The following is a 17,941-nucleotide window of genomic DNA, read 5'->3' as shown; positions in this document are numbered from 1 at the left end:
TTTGAATAAATTACAAATACATTTGTCAGATTAGGTTGATTGCACTAGACCAAATCTATTAAAAAGACAGCTGTATAGAGTTATTTTTATTCTTTATATTATGCTTAACATGAAAATACTTAGTGTTCGGTCTAATATTAAGCATAATTATGGTTTGCAAATTAGAAGCAAATAAATTGTATCGGATGACGAAAAATAAATAGGATTGATATGAGCCAAACCACACAGACCGATTTGATCGGTTTTGCTGATGTAGCAGAGCGCTTGCCAAAATTCATCAATAAAATTCCCAATCTACTCAGCGGGCTGAAACAAGCTTATATCAGAACGCCGAACTCGCCTGCTGGTCTTGGTCTTGCATTTGAACGCGCAACAAAGAACAATCCTTATGGTGATGCGTTATTGTTTGAAGAGCAACGCTACAGCTATAAAGAGCTCAATAACTGGGCGAATCAAATTGCACATTTTTATCTTTCAATTGGGATAAAAAAAGGCGATACCGTTACAGTAATGGTTGAGAATCGTCCTGAACTCTTAGCGACCATTATTGCCTTTGCTAAACTCGGCGTGACTTCAGCGCTCGTCAATACATCGCAAACTGGTAAGGTACTGGCACATAGCATTAACCTTGTAAAACCCGTTGCTATTGTTGTTGGTGAAGAATGTCGAGTAGCCGTCGATGAAATTCGTCAAGACTTAGCGATTCAACCTGAAAATTTCCACTGGTTTGCAGATCAAGAAACGCAAAAAGATGCAGGAAAAGCACCAAAAGGTTATATCAACCTTGCTGAAGTTTTAGAACAATTTCCAAAATTTAATGTGCCTACGACACATAGTGTCAAAGGCAAAGACGGCTTATTTTATATTTATACTTCTGGAACGACAGGCTTACCTAAAGCGGTGATTTTCTCAAACAGCCGTTGGACACTGGCATACGGTACATACGGTCACGTACTTAATCTCAATGAAGATGATGTAATGTACTGTACCCTACCGCTTTATCACGCAACAGGTATGGTGGTGTGCTGGTGTGGTGCAATCGCAGGGAGTTCAGCCTTTGCAATTCGTCGCAAATACTCAACCTCAGCATTTTGGACAGATGTACAAAAATTTAATGCTTCTGCAATCGGCTATGTCGGAGAACTCTGTCGTTACTTGATGGATGCACCAGCCTCTGAAAATGACCATAAACATCGTGTGACCAAGATGATTGGTAATGGTATGCGTCCAAATATTTGGGGCAAATTCAAAGAGCGTTTTGGTATCCAAGAAATTCTTGAACTTTATGCATCAAGTGAAGGTAATGTCGGTTTTAGTAATATCTTTAACTTTGACAATACGGTTGGTTTCTCTCCTACACCTTATGCAATCGTTCAATTTGATAAAGAAAAGAATGAAGCCGTTCGTGATAACAAAGGATTCTGCACAAAAGTTCAAAAGGGTGAAGTGGGCTTATTGATTGGTAAAATTACCAAACGCTCTCCTTTTGATGGCTATACAGACCCTGAAAAGAATAAATCTGTGATCATGAATGACGTCTTTAAAAAAGGCGACTCGTACTTTATTACAGGTGATTTGGTTCGTGATATTGGTTTCCGTCATGCACAATTCGTCGATCGTTTAGGTGATACCTTCCGTTGGAAAGGTGAAAATGTCTCAACCACAGAAGTTGAGAATATTTGCAGTGAATATCCAAAAATCACTGAAGCGGTGGTTTATGGTGTAGAAATTCCAAATACCAATGGTCGTGCAGGTATGGCAGCCATCACCTTACATGATGGACAAGAACTTACAGAACAAGATCTTAGCCAAATGGTTTCAGACTTCAAAAAGAACCTCCCTGCTTATGCAGTTCCCGTGTTCTTACGCATTCAAGAAGTGGTTGAAACGACGGGTACTTTTAAATATCAGAAGAATAAATTGAAGGAACAAGCCTTTGATCCTGCAAAAACTTCTGATCGTTTATTGGTTTTATTACCGAATGCCAATGCCTATTGCGATGTCACTTCTGAAATCTATGCCAATATTGAAGCGTATCAATACCGTTTCTAAATTCATATAAATATGACGATTCAAACAAAAAGCCCTGTTTTCAGGGCTTTTTTTATTTAATTTGTGTTATTTATAACCGAACGTTGCAAACTTTCTTATTTTTTACTTGCGCTCTATCAATATCTTGCTAAAATACGCACCATCAAACAAAGTGGTGTTTAAAACTTTTTTAGTTTCTTACACTGCGTATTCAATACTTTTGAATATCTGTTTAGGGTCGTTAGCTCAGCTGGTAGAGCAGCGGACTTTTAATCCGTTGGTCCCGCGTTCGAATCGCGGACGACCCACCATTTTGTTTAAGCTTTTCCTGAAAGCAGTTAGATGACACAAGTTATCCAACATCAAAGACTACGCGCTTCGCTTGTCTTGCAAAAATTTTAAAATGTTATTTTAAAATTTTCTCAGGGTCGTTAGCTCAGCTGGTAGAGCAGCGGACTTTTAATCCGTTGGTCCCGCGTTCGAATCGCGGACGACCCACCATTCTTTCTTAAGGCTTCTTTCTGTACGACTTCAGTACAACCATAGAAACGAAACCTGCAAGTTCCGACCAAGACCAAACATCTCCTTTCAGATGCTTCGCCATTCTCGAAATTTTGCTACATCGATGTTGCAAAGTATTATTCTTGTCTTACTAGATCAAGTATTTGACATTCAAAATGTTAGATAACAAATATTCTCTAGTATTCAAAACTACGCGCTTCGCTTGTCTTGCAAAAAGCTCTTTAGCTTTTCATACAAAACAATGGGCTTTGTAATATATCGATAGAAAATCATAGATTTTCTCTTGCGTTCGGGTGAAACGTTGTTTCACTCATCCTCACTCAGGGTTGTTAGCTCAGTTGGTAGAGCAGTAGACTCTTAATCTATTGGTCGTGGGTTCGAACCCCACACAACCCACCATATTTTTATTCTCAATAAAAACAGATATTCACATCTGCCTCATTCGTTCTAAAATAATTTTCTTACTTTAAATACAATAATGCTTTATCTTATTATTGATCAAATCGTGTCAATACATAAGCTTTGGTTGGTGCTATATTATTTTGTTGAAAATACACTTTATTTGTTTCAGTACCGTTCAAGATTTTATCTAAATCCATAACTAAATTCTTGTGTGCATCTACTTTATAATAAAATTGAATGCCTTCTATACGATTCACAATAATCTCTCGATTCGCTTCATCATAGGCCCATGTATTTTTTTGATAAGATCGATTCGACTTAATATCATTATTTTCATAAGTCATTTTCCCCATATAAACAAGGGTTCTATGTGCAGTACCATCTGGCAATAAATTGATAATAAATTCTGAATTGCCTTGATCACACATTGCAAATGGGTCTTCACAATTAATTTGCACATGATAACGCCCAACAAGCTGCTGAGCTTTTGGAGTCATCATTTCTGAAGGTTGATCTAGAGCATTGACTTCTGAAGCCGTGGGTAAAGTCGCCTGCCCAGCCACTTCAGTGAGCTTTTTCCCATGCTGCACTTCATCATGTTGCGTCAACGCTCCCTGATTAAGCACGTCATTCGATGAACTCGCTGAACCCGAACGATCTTGTTTATTATTTGTTGTTGAGGAATCACATGCAGTAAGTGCCACACAGCAACTGAATGTCATCACTCGAACAAAATTTATTCCATTGAATACAACATACATAAATCAAAAAACCCAACAATTAAATCGACAGATTTACCCATTTGGCAAAGCACAACTGCGATACACATCAAATATTCATATTTATCTGTATATTTTAGGGTGTTGTCACATTTCTCGAAATCTTAAGCGGTTATTTTTTACAAAAGTATAAAAAACTGATCTATTCCGCCGAATAATGCTTATATTTACTTCGTTTTTTAGAATACTCTGGATGGTATAAATCTTTATTGTTACATAGCATTAACAAAATTAATGTGTGATTCACTTGAAGAATTCAGTAAAAGTCCCATTATTAAATTATCAAGATTCATTTATAGAATGATTGATAACAAATCACTGAAGGAGAGTTAAATGGCCAATTCTGGTTTATATCGTTCTAACCGACACAATATGATCGCCGGTGTAATGGGCGGTATTGCTGAACGTTTTGGTTGGAATGTGACATTATTACGAATTATCTTCGTTGTTGTTTCATGTATGAGTGCGGCTTTTCCAGGGATTCTTGTCTATTTAATTCTTTGGTTGCTAATACCAAAACAAGATTTACGCTTAGATAGCACATACAGCTACCAACGCCCTACGCGTACCATTTACGAAGAGAAAACGCATTAATTTCAACAGTTTTAAATTTTAAATAGTTTCCCTTTTTCAAGCTACACCAGTTCCCCCAAACTGCTGTAGCTTTTTTTTATTCTCAATTAAAGTTTAGATTGATTTAACTGCTGTTGTAATACAGCAATCATATCTGCACGACTAATGATCCCCACCAGTTTTTGCTGTTCGACCACAGGAATATAGTTAAATGATCGCTCAACAAAATAAGGCACTAAGTCCTGAATGGGTTGTTGCGGTTGTGCAGTGATCACTTTGCGATTCATGATTTGTTTAACCAGATGCTCCCATGATGCACGAGGATCTGCCGCACGCTTAAACCACTCCACGACGTCATAAAGTGCCAATGTTCCAACCAATTCATGTTGTGAATTGATCACAGGCAGACTCATCAAATTCACTTTTTTAAATTTATCTAAGGCTTTATGAATATCATCTTGCTCATCTAAACTAATCACATCTTTGGTCATAATATCTTGGCAAAGATATTGACTGACATTTCGAGCATTGGCTTTTTCTTGTGCTTCTAAAATGATTTTTTGTAGATCGTATTCACTAATATCCAAAAGCTGAGTTTGATGCTCTAAAACCTCTTGAATATCTTGAGGTTGAATAGTGACTTTCTGTGTCGGGGTTGGGTCTTTGGAACGTGTATTGACTTGTGCAACTTGTGGGTATTGTTTCCCCAACAAACGGTTGAAAATAATCGCCACAACCAGCAATAAAACAGAATTTAATAAAACAGGATAGAAAATAAAGTTGTAGCCCAGCTGGTGAACTGACTCTCCTCCCAATACAGCCGTAATCGCAACAGCACCACTTGGTGGATGCAATGAATCTGTAGTCATCATCAGAAAGATTGCTAAAGCAACTGCAATGCTAAATGCTTCTGTTTGATTGGAAATAAATAGTGCGCAAGTTACCCCAATAATCCCTGCAATTGTATTCCCCACCACCATATTCCACGGTTGTGCCAATGGACTTGCAGGTACAGCAAAGAGCAATACGGATGAAGCTCCCATTGGTGCGATATACCATGCGTTAAAGTCACCGAGTACATACCAACTGATAAGTGAAGATATTGCCAAGCCCAGTAATGCGCCGAGTCCACACAACAATCGGTCTTTTAGCGGTAAAACTTTAAAATTGGGTTTTAAGGTATTTAACCATTCAAGTTGGGTATGAAACACGTCGTTCCTTTGCTATTACACTTAGAGATACAATTGTACGAATTTCTTAGGAAAAGATATATTACTATTACACCTTTATTGGTTTTTATAATATCTCAGGTCATTTATAGGCACCATTACTCAGAATAAAACACCTCTCTTTTCAAACCATGAGAAATAAAGCATCCTAAGAGAATGAGCTTTCATATTACTTTTACGTGAACCACTTCGTGCTTTTTTGACTTTAATAAGTGCTCTAATGTATAACATTATTTTCCAATTTTGCAGTGCATCCAATGGAAATATAATGAATAGAACCGATGTGATAGCACTTTTACTTTGCGGTATTGCTGCCATCTTACATGGACTAAGTGGCATGGGTTTCCCCATGATCAGTACTGCAGCATTATCCTCAATCTATTCATTAAGTACCTCAGTTGCCCTAGTCCTAATCCCTTGTCTTATTTTGAATATATTCATGCTTAAAACCAATGATTCTCAAGGTTTTATTAAAAGCATTACCCTTATTCTTCAAAAAAACTGGATGCTGATTCTCAGCAGTGTGATTGGGAGTTATATTGGTGTCCATCTGCTATTAAAAATTCCAGAGCAATACCTTAAACTGGCTTTAGGCAGTGTAATTTTATTCTATATTGCCGATCAACTTCGAAAAACGCCCCTCCATATTGCAACAACACCAACCAATATGCTGATTTTTGGACTATTTGCTGGCGTTATAGGTGGTGCAACCAATGCGATGGCTCCATTTTTAATGATGTACTTGCTTAGTTCTGAACATTCTAAAGATGAAGTTGTCATTATTAGCAATTTGAGTTTTATTGTCAGTAAACTGATTCAGTTAATTATTCTCTATCCTGTTATTTTGACCTTTAATGAAGTTCAAAATAAGCTATTAGTATTGATTTGCGTCATTTGTCTTTTATTTGCATGGATTGGAAGCAAAATTCGGCAGCATATCTCCCAAAAATTGTTTAAGAAAATTGTTTTGGTCTTACTTAGTTTATTGGGCTGTAATGCACTTTGGCAAGCGTATTTACTGTTTTAGCAATATAAAACAATAACTTAATATTTTAAATATTATTTATTTTCACAATTCAACGAATGATTTTTTTGGACGAAAACAACCTAAGGAGCTTTGCTTATGGATCCTAGCAATTTACAAACACCCACCAATGTCATGCCAAAAGGCATGATAAAAGGTTGGATCATTATTCTAATTGCAGCAGTGTTGGCGTATACCCTTTTTCAGGTTTTACCTTATGATGAAAATGCCAATAAAGGTTTAGCACTACTCGCATTTATTGGAATTTTATGGCTCACTGAAGCTATTCACATCACCATTACTGCCTTATTAGTTCCAGTACTTTCAGTCTTATTTGCAATGCCAATGATGAAAGCTGGTGAAATAGTGCCGATTACCACTCAAGCGGCTTTAGCAACATTTGCAGATCCGATTATTTTCCTATTTTTTGGTGGTTTTGCACTCGCAACAGCGCTACATATCCAAAAACTTGATCGTAAGATTGCGATGTGGATTATTTCATTATCTGGCGGTCATCTAGGGATTTCTGTTTTGGCGATCTTTATCGTCACAGCAGTATTGTCGATGTGGATTTCCAATACAGCAACCGCAGCCATGATGTTACCTTTGGCAATGGGCTTACTGTCACATTTGGATGCAGCAAAAGAACGTAAAACTTTTGTCTTTATTTTATTAGGGATTGCCTATTCAGCGAGTATCGGTGGGCTAGGTACCGTAGTTGGCTCACCACCGAATGCGATTGCAGCTAAAGCCTTAGGTTATGACTTTGCTGAATGGATGAAAATCGGTTTACCAATGATGCTGATCATTTTACCTGCAATGCTGGTTAGCCTTTATCTTGTACTACGTCCAAAACTCAATCATAAAGTTCAATTTTCAACTGAAAATATTCCATGGACTGGCACGCGTATTGCCACCATGATTTTATTCTTATGTACTGCATTGGCTTGGATTTTTAGTAAAAAATTAACTGATATCTTTAACATCAGCCAACCTGATACTTGGATTGCTGTGCTCGCTGCTTGTTTTGTGGTTGTGTTAGGTACTGCCACATGGAAACAAATTTCTGATAACACTGACTGGGGCGTATTGTTCCTTTTTGGTGGGGGATTAACTTTAAGTGCTGTTTTAAAGGATTCAGGAAGCTCTTTGGTATTGGGTGAAACGCTTGCGAATGCTTTTGGGCATGCTTCACCTTTACTAATTATTTTTGTTGTCGCAACATTTATTATCTTCCTGACCGAATTTACCAGTAATACCGCTTCTGCCGCACTATTGGTTCCTGTGTTTGCAGCGATTGCAGATCAAATGGGGATGCCTAAAGAAATCTTGGTTATTGTAATCGGGATTGGTGCTTCATGTGCATTCATGCTTCCTGTCGCAACTCCACCGAATGCTATTGTATTTGGTACTGGACATATTCAACAAAGTGAAATGATGAAAGTTGGTTTTGTACTGAATATTCTGTGCATATTTATTGTTTCTTTGTTTGTATATTGGTTCTTTATATAAGCTTTAGAAACAAATATATAACCGCTAGACATCCATTTGGATGTCTAGTTTTAATTCAACGGGCATCAAATAAAGGATGCTTCTATGCAATTTCATCCAAAATATATTTTAAAAGCTCTTCTCTTAGCACCGATCGCTTTATTGGTCATCTTGGCTTGTTTATTTATTGTGATGAATCATGAATATAACTTACAAGCAATTTTGACTGTTTTAGGAGTTACGCTACTAATTTATTTCTCGTACTGCGTGGTTACAGTCCCGATCAGTTATGCAATATCGGTATTACTTTCTCGTAAAAATCGACTGACGTTCTTTAGTATTATCTTTGGCTCTTGGTTGATGTGGGCTATTGTTTCAATGATAGGTTATCTTTTATTTACAGGCACACTTCCCACACCGTTTTGGAAACTTTTTACGGATTGGTTTTTCTATTGTTTAGCTATGTTTGTTGGATGTTGTTATTGGGGAATTTTATATTTATTAGAAAATAGACAAAGAAATGAAACAACAAGATATTGAGATTTATGAATGTTTATAAAAGACCTCAAAAACACTATGAATAATATTCAAATCACAAAGCATCAACTGATCACAGCTTTATTCCTAACACCAATTCCTTATTTAGCCTTTCTCCTTTATTTTTATAAGGGATTATTTTATGACTATAACATTTTAGAAGCCTTAGGCAGCTTATCCATCTTTTTCAGCCTTTTTCTTGCAATCTACATTTTTATTTGTTGCCCTATTTTTTATTGGCTTTGTTTAAAACTCATTAAACACAATTTTTTCAATAGCCTCGCAATCACATTTATGGCTACAACAATCACAGTACTATGTTATGTATACGATTTTTTAGCCAATAATACGAATACACATGCTGATTTAGCCTACTTCCCTCCACTCTATATTTTTAGCCTATTCAATATTATAAGTTTCCTGAGCATTGTTCACTTTTTAAAACTTTCAAATCTTAAATTAAACGATAAAAACTAAGCAGAGCCTTTGCCACTCTCCCCCAAAATCCTTATACTTAGAACCAATTTTTCTAATACTTATAGTGGATGCTGCATGAGTCGCGCCATATCGCATATTGATACATTCCAAGGCTTAATTCTTGCCTTACAAAACTACTGGGCTGAACAAGGTTGCGTCGTGTTACAACCTTACGATATGGAAATGGGTGCAGGGACATTCCACACTGCAACATTCTTACGTGCGCTTGGACCTGAAACATGGAACGCAGCATATGTTCAACCGTCACGTCGCCCGAAAGATGGTCGTTATGGTGAAAACCCAAACCGTTTACAGCACTATTACCAATTCCAAGTGGTACTTAAGCCAAACCCAGACAACATTCAACAGTTGTACTTAGATTCATTAAAAGCAATCGGCATCGACACACTCGTCCACGATATTCGCTTTGTTGAAGACAACTGGGAATCTCCAACACTTGGTGCATGGGGCTTAGGTTGGGAAGTTTGGTTAAACGGTATGGAAGTGACTCAGTTCACTTACTTCCAACAAGTTGGTGGTGTTGAATGCTACCCAGTGACTGGTGAAATCACTTACGGTCTTGAACGTTTGGCAATGTACTTACAAGGTGTAGATTCTGTTTACGATCTTGTTTGGACTAAAGGTCAATTTGGTACTGTGACTTATGGCGATGTATTCCATCAAAATGAAGTTGAACAATCGACTTATAACTTTGAATATGCCAACGTCGAAAAAATGTTTGAATTGTTTGATTTCTATGAAGCTGAAGCAACTCGCTTAATGGAAGCTGAACTTCCACTTCCTGCATACGAACAAGTCATCAAAGCATCACACAGCTTTAACTTGCTCGATGCTCGTGGTGCAATTTCTGTAACTGAACGTCAACGCTATATTTTACGTGTTCGTACTTTGGCGCGCTCTATTGCACAAAGTTATGTGGCAGCACGTGCAAAACTTGGTTTCCCTATGGCTGAACCACACTTACGTGATGAAGTATTGGCACAGTTAAAAGCACAAGTTGAAGCAGAAGCAAAAGCTGAGGAGAATAAGTAATGTCTAAACATACCGTTTTATTCGAACTTGGCTGTGAAGAATTACCACCAAAAAGCTTAAAAACTTTACGTGATGCATTACAAGCTGAAACTGTAAAAGGCTTAAATGATGCAGGCTTAGCGTTTGAGTCTATCGAAGCTTATGCAGCTCCTCGTCGTTTAGCATTGAAAATTGTCAATGTTGATGGTGCGCAAGCAGATACACAAAAACGTTTCGATGGTCCTGCAAAACAAGCGGCTTTTGATGCTGAAGGCAACCCGACTAAAGCACTTGAAGGCTTTATGCGTGGTCAAGGCATCACTGTAGATCAAGTAACCACTTTCCAAGCAGGTAAAGTTGAAAAAGTTTGTTATTTGAAAGATGTGAAAGGTCAAAGCCTTGACGTTTTATTGCCACAAATTTTGCAAACAGCTTTGGATAATCTTCCAATTGCAAAACGTATGCGTTCAGCGGCAAGCCGTACTGAATTTGTTCGTCCTGTAAAATGGGTTGTATTGTTAAAAGACAATGATGTTGTTGATGCAACCATTCAGGATCATCAAGCAGGTAATGTGACGTATGGTCATCGTTTCCATGCGCCTGAAGCAATTACATTGGCAAATGCAGAAGACTATTTAGCAAAACTAAAAGCAGCACATGTTGTGGCGTCTTTTGAAGAACGCCAAGCGATCATTGACCAACAAGTTAAAGCACTTGCTGATGAAGTGAATGCGATTGCGATTGTACCAAGTGATCTTCGTGACGAAGTGACTGCATTGGTTGAATGGCCTGTTGCGCTTCGTGCAAGTTTTGAAGAACGTTTCCTTGCTGTTCCGCAAGAAGCGTTAATCACAACAATGCAAGACAACCAAAAGTATTTCTGTTTGGTGAATGCGGACAATAAACTGCAACCTTACTTCATTACTGTTTCAAATATTGAGTCTAAAGATCCGACTCAAATCATTGAAGGGAATGAGAAAGTTGTACGTCCTCGTTTGTCTGATGCTGAATTCTTCTTCTTACAGGATCAAAAGCAACCGCTTGCATCTCGTAAAGAAAAATTAGCCAATATGGTGTTCCAAGCTCAATTGGGTACGCTTTGGAATAAATCTGAACGTATTGCAAAATTGGCTGTGGCTTTGTCTGCAATCACAGGTGCAAACCCTACTGATGCTGAAAAAGCAGCTTTACTTGCAAAATGTGACTTAACATCTGAGCTCGTGGGTGAATTCCCAGAACTTCAAGGTATTGCGGGCACTTACTACGCACGTATTGAAGGTGAAAATGACGAAGTTGCGGAAGCTTTAGGTGAGCAATATTTGCCTAAGTTTGCAGGTGATGTTTTACCACAAACTAAAACTGGTACAACCATTGCCCTTGCCGACCGTTTAGACACGCTCACAGGTATTTTCGGGATTGGTCAAGCACCGACAGGTTCGAAAGACCCGTTTGCTTTACGTCGTTCTGCGATTGGTATCTTACGTTTAGTGACTGAAAACAATCTTGATGTTTCGATTGAAGAACTCATCAAGCTTGCTTTAACTGCGTATGGCGATGTGATTAAAGATCATGACAAGACTTTGGCGGATGCTGTTGCATTCCTTGAAGGTCGTTACCGTGCAAAATACGAAGATCAAGGCGTTGCGGTTGATGTAATTCAAGCCGTTCAAGCGCTTTCTCCAAAATCTCCTTTAGATTTTGATAAGCGTGTCAATGCAGTGAATCATTTCCGTGACTTGCCTGAAGCGGCTGCACTTGCTGCTGCGAATAAACGTGTTGCGAATATCTTGGCGAAAGAAGCTGCACCGGCTGGTGAAATCGTTGAATCTAAATTGATTGAAGATGCAGAAAAAGCGCTTTATGCAGAGATTCAAAAATTGCTTCCTGTGGTTCAACCGCTTTTGGCTGCAAAAGATTATACCGAAGCGCTGTCTAAACTTGCTGCGTTACGTGCACCAATTGACGCTTTCTTTGACAGTGTTATGGTCATGGCGGAAGATGCTGAGTTGAAAGCAAACCGTTTGCGTATCCTTGCACAGTTGCGTGATTTGTTTACAAGTGTTGCGGATATTTCGGTGTTGCAGCACTAATGGAAATCTTTACTCATTCTCCAATGAGTAAAGCGATTCTCAAGCTCTTTCATGAGCTTGAGAATTATATTTCTACGAATCATCAAAATTTACCTTATGGCGCTGTAAAAGCTTATATTTTTGGTGGTTGTGCTTTTCATATCCATACCAATGCTCGTGGTAGCAATGATGTAGATGCTGAAATTCAAGCAATTCCTTTATTAAAAAAAGAAGACATCATCATTTTTCTTGAACAAAATGATATCGAATATATTGATGAAAATAATTTAGAAACGAATTTAGAATTTGATCGTGGTTTTAACACCGCTTTAGCTTCTATTGATCCTGATTATATTGACCGCACTATTCCTCTCATCATTGAAAATATTGTAGAAGTTTATTTGGTTTCAGCGCTTGATCTGGCTATTTCAAAATTAGCACGGCTGTCTGATCGAGATATTGAAGATATTCGAATCCTATTTCAGCTCAAAAAATTTTCACTTGATCAGTTTAAAATTTCAGCGAATAATGCTAAAGATTATTATGCGACTCCTGAACAATTGGAATCGAATATTCGCTATATGATTTCGTTGTTATCTGAGCTATCTGAATAAGTGAGAGGATGATGAATCAGCATGAGTTTGAAATAGCTTTACAACAATTACTTGCACATTCTTTAAGTTCTGCAACTTTTGAAGAAGTTAAACCTGTGGCTGAAGCTTTGCTATATTCAGAATTTTTACCTACTGCTTTTTCTAAACTCAATGCTTTAGAAACACGTCGATTAGTTTTTTTATTGGAAAAATTTAGTCGTTATTCATGTTCTTCTGTGTTTAGACGTACTCAATTAAAAGCCTATTCAACGAATTTATCTGAACGATTCACATCCTCAAATATTTTACAGAATACTTTTGCAACTGACCCTCTCGCTAAAAAACTTGGTTTGGATGAAGATTTAAATCATCTCAAGCCACAATTACTTAGCTTACAAACACGTCATCATCAGCAATCATTTACTTAAAAATGTTTTTGTATCCTTGCGCAGTTACGTGATTTCTTTATAAGTGTTGCGGATATTTCGCCGTTTCAGCACCAAGCTAAATGTTTGAAATAAAATGAAAAACCTGCTTAAATAAGTAGGATTTTTTAATATTAAGAATAAATAATGTCTAGTTTAACAACGTATTATAAAAATGATTTGTATCTTATTATTTTTTATATCATTACAGTTATTTTTTCAATTCAATGGCAAGAATATGCACCATATATTTCAAGACAACGAGAAATGTCTGTTGTGGAAGATCTGTTTATTTGTGCTTTATTTGCATTCTCCTCATTGTTAATAACCCTAATTGGTCTTAGTAATCTTAAGTCTGAAAGTAATGAAGAAACTATTTATATAGGTAAAATTCTACTTGGATGTATTTATGGCACACTATGTACAATTGCAATGGTATATATTGCAGATACTTCCTTTCTACGTCATGAATTAATTTTACGAATCATCCTTACTACAATACTATTTTATACTGCTGTGTACTTTTCAATACTCTACAAAGTTAAATTTAAAAATCGTAAATCTATCTTAATCATATTTTTAGCAAGTATTCCTTTTTTATACTTTTTTTACTCAATAATTTTTTATTAATTCAGTATAAATACTTCAAATTAGATTTTTAAAATAGAGTAAAAGTAACAATCTAAAACTAAATAAACCTGAATCTTCTCAATGGATTGTATAAAATCAATCCATTAGATTCAGCCAAGACCAAAAGCAATGAATGCAAAAACTATCTTCTCTACTATTTTGATCGCTTCCTCAATCACCGCTTGCTCAACGACACCAACAAATCCCAACGCCCCTGTCATCTTAGAACAGCACAAAAACATCTCTGCTGAACCAAGTACTAAACACAACCTTGCTCGCCTGATCAAACAAACTGACAACTGCGTGATCGAATTTACAGGCAACTTTGAAACAGGCAAAGCCACAGAACACTGGATCTTTAAAGGTGATCAACTCATTTCAGCATTTTCAAATATCGATGCCGAAGTAGAAAACAAACAAACTGTATTTGATCCAAACGATGCTGAAAAAGTGAAAAACTTTGAATTACTGAAAAAGAATTTCAAAACAGCAAACCTAGAAAAGTGCATATAAGCACATAAAACAATACGTTCATCCTCCTCAAAATATTCAAAAGAGCGAGGATGAACAATATTTTCAAAAGTTAGCTTTGTAAAAAATAAAAATTAGCCAAAATTAAAACATCTGTAATAACAAAGGCATAAAAAATTAAATCAGCTCAATCTTATTCACAAATCTTACATAATTGTTAAAATTCTGTAGCTAAGCTGTTGCTGTTTTATCTCAAGCGCTATTCAAAACCATTTTTAACATTAAGATGGGCATGACTCAAAACTTGAAACAGAATCAAGCACAGGATAAAACGAATTATGAAAATGCTTAAAACAACAGTACTCGTAAGCACACTTCTAGCAAGTGGCTCTATTTTTGCCAATACAAATGTAGGTGCAAACGCATCAGTAGAAGCCAATGTAAATACCCAAGGTGGTCTACTGCACAACATCGGTCAAGGCATCCAAAACACTGCGGATAAAGTCGGTGCAGGCATTGAAAAAGGCGTAGACAAAACTCGTGAAGTCTCAGGAAATGCTTGGGAAGGTACAAAAGACGCAACCCATTCAGCAGGTCAAGGCATCCAAAATACAGCAGATAAAGTAGGAACAGGCATCGAAAAAGGTGTAGATAAAACCCGTGATGTATCTAAAGATGCATGGCAAGGTACAAAAAATGCAGCAGGTAAAGTTGGCGCAGGTGTAGAAACTGGCGTAGACAAAACCCGTGAAGTTTCAGGCAATGCGTGGGAAGGTACAAAAGAAGCTGCGAACAAAGTAGGTAGCGAAGTTGAAACAGGTGTTGAAAAAGGCAAAACAGCAAGCAAAGGCGCTTGGGAAAATACCAAAGAACTTGGTTCAAAAGCAAAAGATAACACCAAGAAAACATTGAAGAAAGCCAAAAAAGCAGTCACACCTAAATCATCTCAAGCAGGTGCGAAAGTAAATACCAATGCTCAAGTCAAAACCCCTGTAGGTAGTGCTAAAGTTGGTGTATCTGCCAATGCAAATGCAGGCACTAAATAATCTATATTTGGCACATGAAAAAACTCACTTCGGTGAGTTTTTTTTAATTTCAACATTTTGGCAACTATGTATCCTTATGTATTTTGCTGTAGGTTTTTTCTAACTACCAAACATTTTATATAAATAAAACAGTATGATAACAACAATATATTTAGCTCATAGCTAAGTCTCATCAGTGAAGGATGAACAACGAAATGAAGATGATGAAAAGTGCATGTTTTATGATCGCTGTAATCACAGCACCATCACTCTATGCTCAAACGGATAGCGCAAATCAAAACCAAGCCTATGGTGATAATCCGAATATTTTTAGAGTTTTAGCACATAAAACCAGTGAAGCCGTGCAAAATACAGCTGAAAAAGTTGGCACTGCGACTGAAAAAGGCATTCAAAAAATTAAACCGTCATTTGATGCGACGATTGAAAATACCAAAAACTATACCACTGAACAGGCGACTATTGCGCGTGACAATACCCGTCAAGGCATCGATACTGCTGTCAAAAAAGTGGAACAAACCAAAGATAGAATCACAGGAAAAAACAGTTATAACATTCCGATTGAATCAGGTAGTTTAAGCCAATCTTCAACAACCGTTAATCCAAGTCAAAATAATACTGTGCCTTATACTGCACCGATTGTTCAGGAAGCACCGATCAGCACACAACCGATTCAGCAAATTCCACTTCCTCAAAACAATGTACAAAATGCACAAGAAGAACCAGAGATTAAAAAGCAATCTTTGCCAATCGAAAATAATGCTACACCAAATGCTTCGAATGAGCGTGATACAACAACCAATAATTCGAGTACAAGCAGTGCAAAAGATTCAACAGATGATGATTCTGGTGTCCCGAGATAAGGTGAAAATCAATCGTCAATTCACTTGGCGAGTGTGATTACCTTGTTTAAATGCTTCAACATTTTCAAGCATTTGATTCACAATCCGCTGACGTGCATCGACACTGCCCCACGCACTATGTGGTGTGATAATTAAGTTTGGAATATCCTCAGCAAGTAGAATATTACTATCCTTTGGCGGTTCTACAGACAACACATCTGTAGCTGCCCCTGCAATTTTTCCTTGTCGTAAAGCATCCGCTAAAGCCTGCTCATTGACAATACCACCTCTTGCGCAATTGATCAGAAATGCTGATTGCTTCATCAAATCAAATGCTTGATGATCGATCAAATCTCGAGTTTCATCGGTCAATGGACAGTGTAAACTCAAAAAATCTACTTGAGGTAACAACTGTTTAAATGGGATACGTGATTCACTTTGCGGACGATTCGGCAAAGCACCGACCAAGACATTCATACCAAATGCTTCTGCTAACTTGGCAACAGCTTTGCCCAATTCTCCGTAGCCAATGATCCCCAAAGTTTTCCCTGAGAGTTCGACAATAGGAAAATCAAGTAAACAGAAAATTGGCGATGTGTTCCATTCACCTTGTTTGACTGCACGATCATATTTTAATAATGAAGTTGCTAAAGCTAACATCAATGTCAGTGTATGCTGTGCTACCGCAGACGTGCCATAACCTTGACAATTACAGACCACGACTCCCTTTGATTTCGCTGCGAATAAATCAACATTATTTGTTCCAGTTGCAGAGATCAAGATCAGCTTAAGATTTTGACATTGTTCAATTATCGACGCATCGACAACGACTTTATTGGTGATAATCACATCAGCATTTTGTACCCGTGCAAACACCTGATCTGTGGTTGTCGCAGGATATAGTTCAAGATCATCAAAAGCTGATTTTAGCCCACTAAAATCCAAGTCATTTTTATCTAAAGATTCATAATCTAAAAATACAGCTTTCATTTACATTCCTTGTTCTAAACATACAAAACTACAAGTATGAAATATATCAGGTTTTTATCACAAGCTACTGAACTGTTGTAGGAATAAAGTTAAAAGATCTATTTTTTAATGCCGTTAAATAGGCAACTGCCATCCGATAGGCTTCTTGAATAATTGCTTCAGAAATATAACTTTCATTATAGTAACCATGTTTCATACAAGTAAAAATCAACTCCATAAGGATGGTTAAGGTATCTGGCTGTTGTGGCACATAATTATCCACTTTAATCATTTCAAGCGCTTTACGAACGCCCTCACTGACCTTTTTCAATTCAATTTGATATTCCAAATAAGCCTGTCGTGTAAATGGGCCACTCAGAATCAATAAGCTGGCAATTTCAGATTCATTAAAAAATTTAGCCGTCGCTCGAATCATACTTTCAGTCAATAATCGTCCGTATTCATCAATACTGGCTTTCGGGTTTTCAGTCAGAACTCGTACAGCAGTTTGCCCCAATTGCTTGACCAAATCATTCAAATGCGCCAGTGCAATATGACGTAAAATATCGTATTTCGTCGGAAAAAATTGATAGATGCTGGTGCGTGGCACGCCAGAAGCATTGGCAATTTCAGGAATAGAAATCTTTTCAATTCCAATGGATAACAACAATTTTTCAGTTGTTTCTAACATCGTTTCCATACGTTTTTGTGAACGTTCTTGTTTAGGCTTGTTCACTTTCTTCGTCACTTTTTTTAATACAGATGTTGACGGTATTTTGATCATCAGCTAATCTCTTTAAAA

16 protein-coding genes and 3 tRNA genes are annotated in these 17,941 nt (G+C 37.2%); 15 read left to right on the top strand and 4 right to left on the bottom strand.

Features of this window, described 5'->3' with window-relative positions:
* The first annotated feature begins 210 nt into the window (after nucleotides 1-210).
* From BEN71_RS02660 to BEN71_RS02645, 4 genes are all read left to right on the top strand, one after another.
* Entirely contained in the window at nucleotides 211-2,052 is a 1,842-nt protein-coding gene (locus BEN71_RS02660; RefSeq protein ID WP_068973755.1) for a long-chain-acyl-CoA synthetase, read from the top strand.
* 214 nt (nucleotides 2,053-2,266) lie between these two features.
* Nucleotides 2,267-2,342: transfer RNA gene (locus tag BEN71_RS02655), tRNA-Lys, on the top strand.
* A gap of 114 nt (nucleotides 2,343-2,456) precedes the next feature.
* Nucleotides 2,457-2,532: transfer RNA gene (locus tag BEN71_RS02650), tRNA-Lys, on the top strand.
* A 344-nt stretch (nucleotides 2,533-2,876) separates the two neighbouring features.
* Nucleotides 2,877-2,952 (top strand) — tRNA-Lys (locus BEN71_RS02645).
* A 92-nt stretch (nucleotides 2,953-3,044) separates the two neighbouring features.
* Here BEN71_RS02645 and BEN71_RS02640 read toward each other — a convergent pair.
* A complete protein-coding gene (locus tag BEN71_RS02640) occupies nucleotides 3,045-3,659 on the bottom strand; it encodes a hypothetical protein (protein ID WP_227542647.1) in 615 nt (204 codons plus the stop codon).
* A 408-nt stretch (nucleotides 3,660-4,067) separates the two neighbouring features.
* Here BEN71_RS02640 and BEN71_RS02635 point away from each other — a divergent pair, with 408 nt between their 5' ends.
* Complete coding sequence (locus tag BEN71_RS02635) at nucleotides 4,068-4,328, top strand: PspC domain-containing protein (RefSeq protein WP_068973757.1); 261 nt, start codon at nucleotides 4,068-4,070, stop codon at nucleotides 4,326-4,328.
* 86 nt (nucleotides 4,329-4,414) lie between these two features.
* Here the strand turns inward: BEN71_RS02635 and BEN71_RS02630 are convergent, their stop codons facing one another.
* Complete coding sequence (locus tag BEN71_RS02630) at nucleotides 4,415-5,518, bottom strand: HPP family protein (RefSeq protein WP_068973758.1); 1,104 nt, start codon at nucleotides 5,516-5,518, stop codon at nucleotides 4,415-4,417.
* 286 nt (nucleotides 5,519-5,804) lie between these two features.
* Between BEN71_RS02630 and BEN71_RS02625 the strand changes: the two genes are divergently transcribed.
* The 10 genes from BEN71_RS02625 (at nucleotide 5,805) to BEN71_RS02570 (ending at nucleotide 16,191) form a co-directional block, all read left to right on the top strand.
* Nucleotides 5,805-6,563 (top strand): sulfite exporter TauE/SafE family protein, encoded by a 759-nt coding sequence (locus BEN71_RS02625; protein ID WP_068973759.1) that lies wholly within the window; start codon nucleotides 5,805-5,807, stop codon nucleotides 6,561-6,563.
* A gap of 96 nt (nucleotides 6,564-6,659) precedes the next feature.
* Nucleotides 6,660-8,072 carry an SLC13 family permease gene (locus BEN71_RS02620; protein WP_068973760.1) on the top strand — a complete coding sequence of 471 codons (1,413 nt, stop codon included), beginning with the start codon at nucleotides 6,660-6,662 and terminating at the stop codon, nucleotides 8,070-8,072.
* Between the two features lie 84 nt (nucleotides 8,073-8,156).
* The gene (locus BEN71_RS02615; protein WP_068973761.1) at nucleotides 8,157-8,591 is read left to right on the top strand and encodes a hypothetical protein; all 435 of its coding nucleotides are present in this window, start codon (nucleotides 8,157-8,159) and stop codon (nucleotides 8,589-8,591) included.
* A gap of 549 nt (nucleotides 8,592-9,140) precedes the next feature.
* Entirely contained in the window at nucleotides 9,141-10,118 is a 978-nt protein-coding gene (glyQ, locus tag BEN71_RS02605; RefSeq protein WP_068973763.1) for a glycine--tRNA ligase subunit alpha, read from the top strand.
* A complete protein-coding gene (gene glyS, locus BEN71_RS02600; protein ID WP_068973764.1) occupies nucleotides 10,118-12,187 on the top strand; it encodes a glycine--tRNA ligase subunit beta in 2,070 nt (689 codons plus the stop codon). The genes glyQ and glyS overlap by 1 nt, the downstream gene beginning before the upstream one ends.
* A complete protein-coding gene (locus BEN71_RS02595; protein ID WP_068973765.1) occupies nucleotides 12,187-12,780 on the top strand; it encodes a DUF6036 family nucleotidyltransferase in 594 nt (197 codons plus the stop codon). Before glyS ends, BEN71_RS02595 begins: the two co-directional genes overlap by 1 nt.
* Before the next feature lie 8 nt (nucleotides 12,781-12,788).
* Nucleotides 12,789-13,187, top strand: coding sequence for a hypothetical protein (locus BEN71_RS02590; protein ID WP_171404983.1), 399 nt, complete (start codon nucleotides 12,789-12,791; stop codon nucleotides 13,185-13,187).
* 756 nt (nucleotides 13,188-13,943) lie between these two features.
* Nucleotides 13,944-14,327, top strand: a complete 384-nt coding sequence (locus BEN71_RS02580; RefSeq protein WP_068973768.1) for a hypothetical protein — start codon at nucleotides 13,944-13,946, stop codon at nucleotides 14,325-14,327.
* A 296-nt stretch (nucleotides 14,328-14,623) separates the two neighbouring features.
* Complete coding sequence (locus tag BEN71_RS02575) at nucleotides 14,624-15,331, top strand: hypothetical protein (protein WP_068973769.1); 708 nt, start codon at nucleotides 14,624-14,626, stop codon at nucleotides 15,329-15,331.
* Nucleotides 15,332-15,525: 194 nt separating this feature from the next.
* Nucleotides 15,526-16,191, top strand: coding sequence for a hypothetical protein (locus BEN71_RS02570; RefSeq protein WP_068973770.1), 666 nt, complete (start codon nucleotides 15,526-15,528; stop codon nucleotides 16,189-16,191).
* Nucleotides 16,192-16,206: 15 nt separating this feature from the next.
* On the opposite strand, the gene BEN71_RS02565 is transcribed toward BEN71_RS02570, so the two are convergent.
* Both BEN71_RS02565 and BEN71_RS02560 read right to left on the bottom strand, forming a co-directional pair.
* Nucleotides 16,207-17,160 (bottom strand): 2-hydroxyacid dehydrogenase, encoded by a 954-nt coding sequence (locus tag BEN71_RS02565; RefSeq protein WP_068973771.1) that lies wholly within the window; start codon nucleotides 17,158-17,160, stop codon nucleotides 16,207-16,209.
* Nucleotides 17,161-17,224: 64 nt separating this feature from the next.
* Complete coding sequence (locus tag BEN71_RS02560; RefSeq protein ID WP_068973772.1) at nucleotides 17,225-17,923, bottom strand: TetR/AcrR family transcriptional regulator; 699 nt, start codon at nucleotides 17,921-17,923, stop codon at nucleotides 17,225-17,227.
* Nucleotides 17,924-17,941: the final 18 nt, after the last annotated feature.

It is taken from the genome of Acinetobacter wuhouensis, from assembly GCF_001696605.3.
GTDB lineage: Bacteria > Pseudomonadota > Gammaproteobacteria > Pseudomonadales > Moraxellaceae > Acinetobacter > Acinetobacter wuhouensis.
The sequence above is the reverse complement of the archived record's forward strand: the minus strand, read 5'-3'. Positions and strand labels throughout refer to the sequence as shown.

Bases quoted from the DNA above. Each gene is read 5' to 3' on its own strand.
- BEN71_RS02660 (WP_068973755.1), top strand. From the start codon at position 211: ATGAGCCAAACCACACAGACCGATTTGATCGGTTTTGCTGATGTAGCA.
- BEN71_RS02635 (WP_068973757.1), top strand. From the start codon at position 4,068: ATGGCCAATTCTGGTTTATATCGTTCTAACCGACACAATATGATCGCC.
- BEN71_RS02625 (WP_068973759.1), top strand. From the start codon at position 5,805: ATGAATAGAACCGATGTGATAGCACTTTTACTTTGCGGTATTGCTGCC.
- BEN71_RS02620 (WP_068973760.1), top strand. From the start codon at position 6,660: ATGGATCCTAGCAATTTACAAACACCCACCAATGTCATGCCAAAAGGC.
- BEN71_RS02615 (WP_068973761.1), top strand. From the start codon at position 8,157: ATGCAATTTCATCCAAAATATATTTTAAAAGCTCTTCTCTTAGCACCG.
- glyQ (WP_068973763.1), top strand. From the start codon at position 9,141: ATGAGTCGCGCCATATCGCATATTGATACATTCCAAGGCTTAATTCTT.
- glyS (WP_068973764.1), top strand. From the start codon at position 10,118: ATGTCTAAACATACCGTTTTATTCGAACTTGGCTGTGAAGAATTACCA.
- BEN71_RS02595 (WP_068973765.1), top strand. From the start codon at position 12,187: ATGGAAATCTTTACTCATTCTCCAATGAGTAAAGCGATTCTCAAGCTC.
- BEN71_RS02590 (WP_171404983.1), top strand. From the start codon at position 12,789: ATGATGAATCAGCATGAGTTTGAAATAGCTTTACAACAATTACTTGCA.
- BEN71_RS02580 (WP_068973768.1), top strand. From the start codon at position 13,944: ATGAATGCAAAAACTATCTTCTCTACTATTTTGATCGCTTCCTCAATC.
- BEN71_RS02575 (WP_068973769.1), top strand. From the start codon at position 14,624: ATGAAAATGCTTAAAACAACAGTACTCGTAAGCACACTTCTAGCAAGT.
- BEN71_RS02570 (WP_068973770.1), top strand. From the start codon at position 15,526: ATGAAGATGATGAAAAGTGCATGTTTTATGATCGCTGTAATCACAGCA.
- BEN71_RS02565 (WP_068973771.1), bottom strand. From the start codon at position 17,160: ATGAAAGCTGTATTTTTAGATTATGAATCTTTAGATAAAAATGACTTG.
- BEN71_RS02560 (WP_068973772.1), bottom strand. From the start codon at position 17,923: ATGATCAAAATACCGTCAACATCTGTATTAAAAAAAGTGACGAAGAAA.